Origin of the sequence: Mesorhizobium sp. M1295 (assembly GCF_040318135.1) — a bacterium.
In the GTDB taxonomy this organism is placed as follows: domain Bacteria; phylum Pseudomonadota; class Alphaproteobacteria; order Rhizobiales; family Rhizobiaceae; genus Mesorhizobium.
Map to the genome: position 1 here is coordinate 45718 of NZ_JAMYLU010000022.1, position 11794 is coordinate 57511.

Consider the following 11794-nt stretch of genomic DNA (forward strand, 5'->3'; position numbering starts at 1 on the left):
GATGCTTGTGTTCGAGCCCTCGCTGCCGCCACTTGCCGAGGAGCCGGCCAAGATCAAGCCGCGCGGCAATGAGAGCTACATCGCACTCGTCTGGCGCCGCCTGAAACGGTCCTGGACCGGCATGGCCGGGCTCATCCTGGTCGCGTTTCTGGTGCTGCTGGCGGTGTTTGCCGACTTCTTCGCACCGATGGATCCCAAGGTGACCGATGTCGGCTTCGCCCCGCCGCAGATGATGAGCTTCCATGACAAGGACGGCAACTTCGTCTTCCAGCCACGCGTCTATGCCCTGGCGGATTCGGAAGACCTCGACCCGGTTACCTTCCAACCCGTCGTCGGGCCGGACTACGACCATCCGCGGCTGCTCGGCTTCTTCGTCAAGGGAGCGGAGTACAGACTGCTCGGCCTGCTTCCCGCGAACCGGCACTTCTTCGGCTCGACCGACGGCCAGCCGGTGCACTTCCTTGGCACCGACAAATTCGGCCGCGATGTGCTGGCTCGTGCGATTTATGGTTCGCGCATCTCGTTGATGATCGCATTGACCGTGGTTTTCATCGTCACCGTGATCGGCACGACGGTCGGCATGGTGTCGGGTTATTTCGGCGGCACATTCGATGTCTGGGTCCAGCGCTTCGTCGAACTGGTGCTCGCATTTCCGCAATTGCCGCTTTATCTGGCGCTAACGTCGCTGGTTCCGGTGACGGCGCCGACAAATGTCTTCCTGGCCTTCGTGATCGTCGTCATGTCGGCGCTTGGCTGGGCGCAGATGTCGCGCGAGGTGCGCGGCAAGACCCTGGCGCTGGCGCGAATCGACTACGTCCGTGCGGCGATGGCGGTCGGCGCCACGGATGGCCGCATCATCATGCAGCACATTTTCCCAAACGTGATGAGCCACGTGATCGTTGCCGTCACATTGGCGATCCCCAGTGTCGTCCTGCTCGAATCCTTCCTCGGTTTTCTCGGCTTCGCGGTGAAGCCGCCACTGATCTCCTGGGGGCTGATGCTGCAAGACACCGCCACCTATTCGGTCATTGGCACCTATCCCTGGATACTCTCGCCGGTCGGCTTCGTGCTTGTCACCGTCTTCGCGTTCAACGCGCTTGGCGACGGACTGCGCGATGCAGTCGATCCTTATTGACGTGACATGATGCAACACGCGCTCGTCAAATCTTTCGCACCGCCTGTCCGGCTCGACCATGATGGACGTTCGGAAAACCCGGTCATCGATGCCCGCAACATCGCCGTCGATTTCAAGGTCGAGCACGGCATGGTGGAAGCGGTCAAGGACATCTCCTTCCAGCTCTATCGCGGCGAGACGATCGCCATTGTCGGCGAGTCCGGATCGGGCAAGTCGGTGACGGCGCGCACCGTCATGGGACTGTTGTCGAAGCGTGCGGTCGTGTCGCCGAAATCGACCGTCGAATACAATGGGGCGAACATCCTGAAATTTTCCGAGCGTGCCCGGCGCAAACTGCGCGGCGACCGCATCTCGATGATCTTCCAGGAACCGATGAGTTCGCTCAACCCGATCTACACGATCGGCAGCCAGATCGTCGAGGCGATACGGGTGCATCGCAAGATGAGCCGCAGGCAGGCCGAGGCAAGGGCGCTCGAGCTGCTGCAGCAGGTGCAAATTCCTGAGCCCCAGGCGCGGCTGAAGCAGTATCCGCACCAGCTTTCCGGCGGTCAGCGCCAGCGTGTGATGATCGCCATGGCGCTGGCCAACGATCCGGACGTGCTGATCGCCGATGAGCCGACGACGGCGCTCGACGTGACGGTTCAGGCGCAAATCCTCAATCTCATCCGCAACCTGCAGAAGAAACTGCGCATGGCGGTGATCCTGATCACGCACGACCTGACCGTGGTGCGGCAGTTCTCCGACTATGTCTACGTCATGCAGCATGGGGAGATGCGCGAGCACAATGTGACGGAGAAGCTGTTCGCCAATCCGCAGCATCCCTACACATGCCACCTGCTTGCCTCCGAGCCGCGCGGCCAGGCAAATCCGTTGCCGGAAGGCGCCGACGTCATTCTTGAGGCCAAGGGTGTGCGCGTCTCCTTCATGCTGCGGCACGGCACGTTCATGAAGCCGGATCTGCGCGAACTTGTCGCCGTCGACAGCCTCAGCCTGACCCTCCGGCGGCACGAGACGCTGGGCCTCGTCGGCGAATCCGGATCGGGCAAGACCACGTTCGGCGAGGCGTTGCTCAGGCTCAACACCACGGACAGCGGCGAGATCTATTTCGATGGCCAGCCGATCCATGGCTGTTCGCGGGCGCAGATGCGGCCGCTGCGGTCGCGCATGCAGGTCGTCTTCCAGGACCCGTTCTCGTCGCTCAACCCGCGCATGACGATCGGCCAGATCATCGAGGAAGGGCTTGTCGTCAACCGCATCGGCGCCACGAGGAACGATCGGATCGAGCGGGTGCGCGAGGCACTGATCAGCGCCGGCATGCCGGGCGATATCCTGTCGCGCTTCCCGCACGAGTTTTCCGGCGGCCAGCGCCAGCGTATTGCGATTGCCCGCGCCGTCGCGCTCGAACCGGAATTCATCGTACTCGACGAGCCGACATCGGCGCTGGATCTCTCGGTCCAGGCGCAGATCATCGAACTGCTGCGCAAGCTGCAGCGCGAACGGGGCCTGAGCTACATCTTCATCTCGCACGATCTCAAAGTCGTGCGGGCGCTGTGCCATCGCGTCATCGTCATGCAGCACGGCCGGATCGTCGAAGAGGGGCCTGTCGACGAAGTCCTGTCCCATCCCAAAACCGCTTACACCGAACGGCTGGTCAAAGCCGCTTTCGAGGTAGCCTGATTGTTATGCCGGAGGTTATTGTGGCAAGAAATCCCAAGGTCGCTTTCATCGGAGCTGGCTCGACGGTGTTCATGAGGAACATCGTTGGTGACATATTGCAGCGTCCGGCTTTATCCGGCGCGACGATCGCACTGATGGACATCAATCCGCAAAGACTTGAAGAAAGTGCAATCGTCGTTGGCAAGTTGATCTCGACGCTTGGCGTAAAGGCCAAAGCCGAAACCTATTCGGACCAGCGCAAGGCGCTGGCGGGCGCCGATTTCGTCGTCGTCGCCTTCCAGATCGGCGGCTACGAGCCCTGCACGGTCACCGACTTCGAAGTTCCGAAGAAATACGGGCTGCGCCAGACCATCGCCGATACGCTCGGCGTCGGCGGCATCATGCGAGGCTTGAGAACCGTGCCGCATCTGTGGAAGATCTGCGAAGACATGCTCGCGGTCTGCCCGCAGGCTATCATGCTGCAATATGTCAACCCGATGGCGATCAACACCTGGGCGATCGCGGAGAAATACCCCGACATCAAGCAGGTCGGCCTCTGCCATTCGGTGCAAGGCACGGCAATGGAGCTGGCGCATGATCTCGACATTCCCTACGAGGAGATTCGCTATCGCTCGGCCGGCATCAATCACATGGCCTTCTACCTGAAGTTCGAGCATCGCCAGCCGGACGGCTCCTATCGCAACCTCTATCCGGATCTGCTGCGCGCCTATAGCGAAGGGCGGGCGCCGAAGCCGGGGTGGAACCCGCGCTGCCCGAACAAGGTGCGCTACGAGATGCTGAAGCGCCTCGGTTACTTCGTCACTGAAAGCTCCGAACATTTCGCGGAATACACGCCCTATTTCATCAAGGACGGGCGCGAAGATCTGATCGAGAAATTCGGTATCCCGCTCGACGAGTATCCGAAGCGCTGCATCGAGCAGATCGAACGCTGGAAGGGGCAAGCGGAAGCCTATCGCTCGGCTGACAAGATCGAAGTGGAGCAGTCGAAGGAATATGCGTCCTCGATCATGAATTCGGTCTGGACCGGCGAGCCGTCGGTGATCTACGGCAATGTCCGCAACAATGGCTGCATCACGTCATTGCCATATAATTGCGCGGCCGAGGTGCCGTGCCTCGTCGACGCCTCCGGCATTCAACCCACCTTCATCGGCGACCTGCCGGTGCAGCTTACTGCGCTAATCCGCACCAATATCAACGTCCAGGAGCTGACGGTCCAGGCGCTGATGACCGAGAACCGCGAGCACATCTATCACGCGGCGATGATGGACCCGCACACGGCGGCTGAGCTCGACCTCGACCAGATATGGTCGCTGGTCGATGATTTGCTGGTTGCGCATGGCGATTGGCTGCCGGCCTGGGCGCGCGGAGCGCGCAGCGTTCGGGCGGCCTGAGGCGCAGGGCTGTCTATTTCACTCGCCTATGCCGACCATAAAGCCCGCTTTGAAAGCGGCGCGGCGTTGCCGGCCGATGTCTCGAAATCGAAGAGCTTCTGCGTCACCAGTGCAGCCGCCCCTCTTGCCCAGGAATTGTCCTCCCAGTCCAGCAGCATTGGCGGTGCTTGTCGAAAGGTGTTTTGCCCGAGCATCACCCGCATCGGGCCAAACAGCGCGTCGCCAAACGATACCGCTTCACCGCCGACAACAATGACCTCCGGGTCGGTGATGTTGACAAGATTGGCGAGATGCCGGCCGATGCCACGTCCGGCTTCTTCGAGAATGGCGACGGCTCGCGGTTCGCGGTCTGCCAAGGCTTCCATAAGGGTCGCTTTGCAATCCGCTTCGTCGTGCCCGGTGGCTTCGCGCCATGTGCGCAGGATCGCCGGCTCGGCGTAATAGGCCATCAGGCAGCCGCGTTTTCCGCACTCGCAAAGGCGGCCGTTCTCCTCATAGGAGGTGTGACCGAATTTGCCGGCAGCACCGTTCGCACCGCGATAGAGTTTGCCTTCGAAGACGAGCGCACAGCCGATCCCGACGCCGATCGCCAGCACCGCCATATTGCGGTGCTGGCGTCCGAGGCCGAAGAGTTGCTGGGCAATGGCGTAGGCATTGGTGTCGTCCTCAAGCCACACGGGGACGTCCACCCGTTCGGCCAGCATCGGGCCAAGGGGAACGTTGTCCCAGTTATAGCGATTGCTGCGGATACACACGGCCTTCTGGTTGTCTATAACGCCAGGCATTGAAACGCCGATCCCGGCAAGCTTGGCGCCGGGCCGATCGACAATCGCAATCAGCTCCGGCACCGCCTTGGCCAACGCCTTTGTAATACGGTCGGGATCGCTGTCCGAGAGCTTGACGCGCATGGAACCCAGCGGATTGGTCGCAAGATCGGTGACCACGCATTCGACCGACCCGACCATCAGCTTGAAACCTATGGCGAGGCCGTTCGCGTAGTTGATATCCACCGGGATAGGGCGGCGCCCGGCCGAGCCCACGACTGTCTTGCCCTCGATCAGCAGGCCATCCTCGATGAGGTCCGCCACGACGAAGGTGACGGCCGCCGGACTGAGGCCGGTAACGGACGCTATGTCGGCCCGGCTGCGCGGACCCTCCTGCCGCAAGAGATTGAGGATCAGTCTCCGGTTCATCGCCCGGGTCGTGCTCGGGTCACCCTTGAGCTTCACGGATTATTCCTTAATTTTGTAATTTAATTATTGCCTCTCGATCAAACATATGCGTAAGTTTGCCCAACTGTTCAACACCCGAACCGATCGAGCAGGCGCTTGCGCCGCATATCTGCCGTTGCACCGGTTATGTCCGCTATTACGAGGCCGTTCGTGACGTGATCCTGAGCACGCCCGGGCTGGTACAGGGCTGAGGCGCGATGATGAGGCGCCCCTGGATATTCCGCCTGCCGCGCTTTCTAATTCTCGGTCTGGCGGTCACTGTGATCGCAGCGCTGGCGGTCTTCCTCGGCCTGTTCGAAAAGAGCGCCGTCAGCGCGGTGGTCGATAGGCCGTTGTCAGCCGAGGAGATGCAAAAATTGGCTCCGCAGGGCCGGTATCTTGCCCAGGCGGCCGATTGCGCCGCCTGTCATACGGCGCCGGGCGGCGCGCCCTTCGCCGGCGGTCTCGCCTTTGCCATGCCCTTCGGCACGCTCTACGCCTCCAACATTTCGCCGAACAAAGAGACCGGCATCGGCGCCTGGACCCGGGCCGACTTCCATCGAGCCGTCCGCGACGGCGTCGGGGCGCATGGCCGGCATCTTTATCCGGCCATGCTCTATACGTCCTATCGGCGGCTCACGGAGGCAGATGTCGATGCGATCTACGCCTTCCTGATGACACGCGAGCCGATCCGGCAGGCGAATCGGGCGGGCAGCTTTCCGTTCCCCTATGTCCGCCGGTTCATGACCTTCTGGAACCTGATTAATCTTCCCTCCCGAACGGTTGCCGAGGACGCGGCCAAATCGCAGGACTGGCATCGCGGACGCTATCTGGTTGATGCACTCGGCCATTGCGGCGAATGCCACACGCCACGCGATTTCACCATGGCCACGATCCCGAGCCGATATCTCCAGGGCGCGCGGATCGACAATGTCGACGCACCGGACATCACCACGGCCAGTCTGGCGCGGTTCGGCTTCGACCGCGACGGTCTCGCCGCTTACATGCGCGCCGGGCTTGGGCCGGAGGGGGTGATGAGCTTCGGCATGTTCGACGTGGTGCACAATTCGACACGGCATCTGGACGAGGCGGACGCCAAGGCGATGGCGACCTATCTGATCGGCGAGGCGGCGTCCGCACCCGAACCCGGCAAGCCGTCTGCCGCGACCGAGGCTGCCGCCGGCCGACGCGTCTATGTCGAGGCCTGTTCCGGCTGTCATGGCCTGAACGGCGAAGGCACGCCGCATGTCGCGCCGGCAGTGACCACCAATGTGTCGCTGCGCCTGCCGAGCGCCCACAATTTGCTGGTAATCGTGCTGGACGGCCTTCCGGCTCGCATCTATCCGCACGGCGAAGCGCGGCAGGACATGCCGGGCTTTCGTGAACTGCTGACCGACCAGGAAGTCGTGGATCTCGGCAATTACTTGCGCGTCAAGTGGGGCGGGACCAGTCCCGACATTACGCCGCAAAGCGTCGCGGACGTGGCAAAACGAAACTGAGTAAGCCTGATCCTGGAAGTCGACCGGTATCGGCAGCTCACAGGCTGGTATCGCCATTGCCGTTGCTCACATTCGATGCCGGCAGCTACACTACCGTTTCGACCATCGAGATCGATGGCGGCATCTCGTTTCATCGTTGTGAGCGCCATGAATTTCGACATCCCCGTCCGCACCGAGGCCTTCCGCAGCCGGATCGCCGATTTCGTCGAGCGCGAAATCCTGCCGCTCGAGGCAGACAAGGCTTCCTATGACGGCCATGGCAACATCGCGCTGCCGCTGCTCGAAACGCTGCGGCCAAAGGCGAAGGCGGCTGGCCTGTGGTGCCTGCAGTTGAAACCCGAGACTGGCGGGGCGGGCCTTTCCAAGGTGGATATAGCTGTCTGCTATGAGGCGATGAACCGCTCGATCTTCGGTCCGGTCGTGTTCAATTCCGCGGCTCCCGACGACGGCAACATGATGGTGCTGGAACGGTTGGGGACGCCGGAGCAGAAACAGAGATGGCTGAAGCCGATCGTCGATGGCAAGGTGCGCTCGGCTTTCGCAATGACGGAACCGCATCCGGGCGGCGGGTCGGACCCGTCGATGATCATGACCAGAGCCGAGCGGCGCGGCGACAGATATGTCGTCAGCGGCCGCAAATGGTTTATCACCGGGGCGCAAGAGGCGAGCCATTTCATCCTTGTCGCACGCACCTCGCACGATCCGCGTCACGGCCTTTCGGCCTTGCTGTTCCACAAGGACCAGCCGGGCTGGCGGATCCTGCGGCGCATCGAGATCATGGGACCGGAGGAACATGGCGGCCATTGCGAGCTGGAATTCGACGGGCTTGAAATCCCGGTCGAGGACGTGCTTGCCGGCGAAGGCAGCGGCCTCAGGGTTACCCAGGTCCGGCTCGGTCCAGCGCGGCTCACCCATTGCATGCGCTGGCTCGGCCTTTCCAAGCGCTGCATCGAAATCGCGCGCGCTTATGCCGCCGAGCGTAGCGGCTTCGGGCAGCTTTTGGCCGACCGCGAGAGTATCCAGCTGATGCTCGGCGACCTTGCCATGCGCATCGAGATCGGTCGCTTGCTGGTGATGAAGGCGGCCTGGGAGCTCGATCGCGGCGGCTTTGCCCGCAAGGAGGTCTCCATGGCCAAGATCCAGGTCGCCAACGTGCTGCATGACGCTGCCGACGTGGCGATCCAGATCAACGGCGCCCGTGGCTATTCGAAAGACACTGTACTCGAATGGATCTACCGCTACGCCCGCCAGGCTCGCCTGGTCGACGGCGCCGACGAGGTTCACAAGATGGTGCTCAACCGCTTCCTCAACGAGGAAGGTACAGGCTTCTGGCGCTGGCATGTCGAAGCCGGCACGCAAGATGACACAGGTCGCGGCGGGAACCGCTGAGCCGGCAATGAGGACGGATTTCGATCCAGCAAGCCTGCAGGATTTTCTGAGAGCGCATTTTGGCGATGGCCAGATGTCGCTTGAGCGGATCGTCGGCGGCCAATCCAACCCGACCTATTTCGTCGACTACGGCGGCCGCCGCATGGTGCTGCGCAAGAAACCTCCGGGACCGATCCTGCGCGGCGCTCATGCCGTCGATCGCGAATATCGGGTGATCGAAGCGCTAGCGGCGACAGAGGTGCCGGTGCCACGGCCGGTGCTCTTTCACGACGGCGACGAGCCGCTCGGCACGCCGTTCTATCTGATGCAGCGGCTTGACGGCCGGGTGTTCCACGATGGCTCGTTGCCGGGACTGGCGCCGGACGAGCGGCGCGGCATCTATTTTGGCATGGCCGAGGCGCTGGCAAAGCTGCACGCAGTGCGGCCGGAAGAGGTCGGGCTCGGCGATTATGGCCGTCCCGGGAACTATTTTGAACGACAGATCGCGCGCTGGACCAGACAGTTGCGGGAATCGCCGAGCGAGCGCATCACCGCGCTCGAAGCCGTCGCCGAATGGCTGCCGCGACATCTTCCGCCAGATGACGGCCACGTCTCGATCGCGCATGGCGACTTCCGTTTCGGCAATCTCATCTTCCATCCCGAGCGGCCCGAAGTGATCGGCATACTCGACTGGGAGTTATCGACGCTTGGCAATCCGCTTGCCGATCTCGGCTTCTGCTCGATGCCCTGGCATTCCTCGCCTGACGAATATGGCGGCATCTTCGGTCTCGATCAGGCAGCGCTCGGCATTCCGACACAGCGCGAATTCCTCGATCATTACTTCGCCCACGCGGTGCCGACGGCGCCGCTGCAGCGGTTCCATCTGGTGTTTGCCATGTTCCGCTTTGCGGTGATCTTCGTCGGCATCGCCGACCGCGTGCTGGCCGGCAGCGCGGTTGCGGCCGATGCGGCCGACGTGGCACCGCTGGCCGGCCGTTTTGCTGCACGCGCCATGGAAGTCATCGACGGCGCGCGGCCCTGGTGAGGAGAGGCTGGCAATCGGCTAAGCGAGCCGCACGCGATACGCGTTCAGTTCATTCGAACTTCCGGTTCCGCCAGCAGCGGAATCTCCAGGCCACGCCGCAAGCCGGTGGCGACGACCGACACCCTGAATTTTCCGGCGAGTGCCTTGTCGAAGATGGCGCCGACGATGATGTCGGCATCGTTGTCGACCTCCTCGCGGATGCGGGTAGCCGCTTCATCGACCTCGAACAGCGTCATGTCCATGCCGCCCGATATCGAGACAAGGACGCCCTTGGCGCCCATCATCGAAGCTTCGTCGAGCAGCGGGTTGGCGATTGCCGCTTCCGCCGCCTTCCTGGCACGGCCTTCTCCGGCGGCCTCGCCGGTTCCCATCATGGCGCGGCCCATGTCGCGCATCACCGACTTCACATCGGCGAAGTCGAGATTGATCAGCCCTTCCTTGACGATCAGATCGGTGATGCAGCCGACACCTGCATAGAGAACCCGGTCGGCCATGGCGAATGCGTCGGCGAACGTGGTTCTGGCGTCGGCGATCCTGAACAGGTTCTGGTTGGGGATGACGATGACGGTATCGGCGCTTTCGCGCAGGCGCTCGATGCCGTCATCGGCAGCGTGCATGCGGCGCCTGCCTTCGAAGACGAATGGCTTGGTGACGACGGCCACGGTCAGTATTCCAGCTGCCCGCGCTGCCTGCGCTATAACAGGCGCGGCACCTGTTCCGGTTCCACCTCCCATGCCGGCGGTCACGAAGCACATATGCGTTCCAGCAAGGTGATCCATGATCTCGTCGATGGATTCCACGGCCGCGGCACGGCCGACCTCGGGCAGGGACCCGGCCCCCAGACCTTCGGTGATATGAGCGCCCAACTGGATCAGCCTCGTTGCCTTCGACATGGCAAGGGCCTGGGCATCGGTGTTGGCGACGATGAATTCCGCGCCCTGCAGGCCTTCGGCGATCATGTTGTTGACGGCGTTGCCGCCGCCGCCGCCGACCCCGACGACGGTGATCTTAGGCCTCATCTCCGAGATTACCGGCCTCGTCGCGGTGTTCATTGCCGTTCTCCCTGGATACGCCGAGTGGTCGCTGGAAGCTTGTCCCGGGCGCACTGCGAAAACTTTGAACCGGGCAGTGCGAATCAGAACAGCCCAGAATGCAGGGAATCAGAGCGCGGAGCGGGCTGCAAGTGCGCGATGTGCCTCTTAGGCGACTTGCGCCTGAAAGTTCACGCAATGCGCCTCAGATCGTGGCGCGGGCGCCGCACGCTACAACTTCGGCGCGAGGCGCTGCGCGACATGATCGGCAATCGCCAGGCAGGAGGTCAGGCCGGGGCTTTCGATGCCGAACAGGTTGAGCAGGCTGTCCACGCCATGCACCGCCACGTCCTGGATGACGAAGTCGGCATTGGCCTCACCGGGACCGGACAGTTTTGGCCGGATGCCGCTATAGGCGGGCTGCAGGCTGCCATCGGCCAGGTCCGGCCAGTATTTGCGGATCTCGCTGTAGAAGCGCTCGCCACGAGCTGGATCGACGCGATAGTCGAGTTGATCAGTCCATTCGACGTCCGGCCCGAAGCGGGTGACGCCGTCGAGATCGAGCGTCAGATGAACACCGAGTCCGCCTGGTTCGGGTACTGGATAGATCAGCCGCGAGAAGGGCGCCCGGCCGGCCACCGAAAAATAATTGCCTTTGGCGTAATGGAGCTTTGGCACGAACTGCTGATCTAGCCCTTCAAGCGAGCGGGCAAGCGCTGCGGCGCTAAGCCCGGCCGCATTGACGAAGCGTGTGGTAGCGATCTCGAAGCGCTCGCCGCCGGTAGCGTCCACCGTGTCGAGCACGACGCGGCCCGCTTCGATGCGGCCGGCGGCGACGCGGGTGTTGAGGCTGAGTGCCGCCCCGTGCTCCTCGGCATCAGCCAGCAAGGCAAGCATCAGGGCATGGCTGTCGACGATCCCGGTGGCCGGCGACAGCAGCGCCGCCGTACACTTGAGGCTGGGCTCCAGCGCATGTGCCTCGGCTTCGCGCAACGGCACCAGGTCGCCGGCGCCGCAAGCGCGCGCATTGGCCCGGATCGAGGCGAGCACCGGCTCCTGTTCGGCATTCGTAGCGACGATGAGCTTGCCGCAGCGCAAATGCGGGATCGCACGCTCGTCGCAGTAGCGATAGAGCCTTTCCCGGCCCGCCACGCAGAACCGGGCTTTCAGCGATCCAACTGGATAGTGGAGGCCGGCATGGATGACCTCGGAATTGCGCGAACTCGTCCCGGTGCCGATGGCGCTCTCGGCTTCCAGCACCAGCGTGTCGATGCCGCGCTGCGCCATCTCTCGCGCGATCGCCAGGCCAACGACGCCGGCGCCGACGACAATGCAGTCGACACGGTCCACGATCAGGTCAAGCCGAAGTTCTGCATGCGTCCATCCATCCGCTGGCCCTGTCGAAAGCGCTTGACACTATATCGTTCGAGAAAGATG

The 11794-nt window shown here is 62.8% G+C and carries 9 protein-coding genes; 6 read left to right on the forward strand and 3 right to left on the reverse strand.

Going from position 1 to position 11794, the window contains the following annotated elements; translation table 11 throughout:
- The first annotated feature begins 1 nt into the window (after position 1).
- From NKH29_RS25530 to NKH29_RS25540, 3 genes are read left to right on the forward strand one after another with little or no spacing between them, the layout of a single operon-like run.
- Positions 2 to 1135: an ABC transporter permease gene (locus NKH29_RS25530; protein WP_031194485.1), complete on the forward strand. Its 1134-nt coding sequence runs from the start codon at positions 2 to 4 to the stop codon at positions 1133 to 1135.
- Between the two features lie 9 nt (positions 1136 to 1144).
- A complete protein-coding gene (locus NKH29_RS25535) occupies positions 1145 to 2812 on the forward strand; it encodes an ABC transporter ATP-binding protein (protein WP_352639489.1) in 1668 nt (555 codons plus the stop codon).
- Positions 2813 to 2832: 20 nt separating this feature from the next.
- On the forward strand, positions 2833 to 4203 hold the full coding sequence (locus NKH29_RS25540) for an alpha-glucosidase/alpha-galactosidase (RefSeq protein ID WP_352639423.1): 1371 nt from the start codon (positions 2833 to 2835) through the stop codon (positions 4201 to 4203).
- A gap of 26 nt (positions 4204 to 4229) precedes the next feature.
- Here the strand turns inward: NKH29_RS25540 and NKH29_RS25545 are convergent, their stop codons facing one another.
- Complete coding sequence (locus NKH29_RS25545; protein ID WP_023720673.1) at positions 4230 to 5432, reverse strand: ROK family transcriptional regulator; 1203 nt, start codon at positions 5430 to 5432, stop codon at positions 4230 to 4232.
- Positions 5433 to 5632: 200 nt separating this feature from the next.
- Here NKH29_RS25545 and NKH29_RS25550 point away from each other — a divergent pair, with 200 nt between their 5' ends.
- The 3 genes from NKH29_RS25550 (at position 5633) to NKH29_RS25560 (ending at position 9326) form a co-directional block, all read left to right on the forward strand.
- The gene (locus tag NKH29_RS25550) at positions 5633 to 6913 is read left to right on the forward strand and encodes a cytochrome c (protein ID WP_353000823.1); all 1281 of its coding nucleotides are present in this window, start codon (positions 5633 to 5635) and stop codon (positions 6911 to 6913) included.
- Positions 6914 to 7060: 147 nt separating this feature from the next.
- The gene (locus NKH29_RS25555) at positions 7061 to 8302 is read left to right on the forward strand and encodes an acyl-CoA dehydrogenase family protein (RefSeq protein ID WP_352484065.1); all 1242 of its coding nucleotides are present in this window, start codon (positions 7061 to 7063) and stop codon (positions 8300 to 8302) included.
- A 7-nt stretch (positions 8303 to 8309) separates the two neighbouring features.
- Positions 8310 to 9326, forward strand: coding sequence for a phosphotransferase family protein (locus tag NKH29_RS25560; protein ID WP_352484064.1), 1017 nt, complete (start codon positions 8310 to 8312; stop codon positions 9324 to 9326).
- A gap of 44 nt (positions 9327 to 9370) precedes the next feature.
- Here NKH29_RS25560 and ftsZ read toward each other — a convergent pair whose 3' ends face one another.
- Positions 9371 to 10378, reverse strand: a complete 1008-nt coding sequence (gene ftsZ, locus NKH29_RS25565; protein WP_352484034.1) for a cell division protein FtsZ — start codon at positions 10376 to 10378, stop codon at positions 9371 to 9373.
- Between the two features lie 210 nt (positions 10379 to 10588).
- Positions 10589 to 11707, reverse strand: coding sequence for an NAD(P)/FAD-dependent oxidoreductase (locus tag NKH29_RS25570; RefSeq protein WP_352484033.1), 1119 nt, complete (start codon positions 11705 to 11707; stop codon positions 10589 to 10591).
- Positions 11708 to 11794 lie beyond the last annotated feature (87 nt).

Coding starts and splice junctions, on each gene's coding strand:
- NKH29_RS25530 (WP_031194485.1), top strand. CDS start 2: ATGCTTGTGTTCGAGCCCTCGCTGCCGCCACTTGCCGAGGAGCCGGCC.
- NKH29_RS25535 (WP_352639489.1), top strand. CDS start 1,145: ATGCAACACGCGCTCGTCAAATCTTTCGCACCGCCTGTCCGGCTCGAC.
- NKH29_RS25550 (WP_353000823.1), top strand. CDS start 5,633: ATGATGAGGCGCCCCTGGATATTCCGCCTGCCGCGCTTTCTAATTCTC.
- NKH29_RS25555 (WP_352484065.1), top strand. CDS start 7,061: ATGAATTTCGACATCCCCGTCCGCACCGAGGCCTTCCGCAGCCGGATC.
- NKH29_RS25560 (WP_352484064.1), top strand. CDS start 8,310: ATGAGGACGGATTTCGATCCAGCAAGCCTGCAGGATTTTCTGAGAGCG.
- ftsZ (WP_352484034.1), bottom strand. CDS start 10,378: ATGAACACCGCGACGAGGCCGGTAATCTCGGAGATGAGGCCTAAGATC.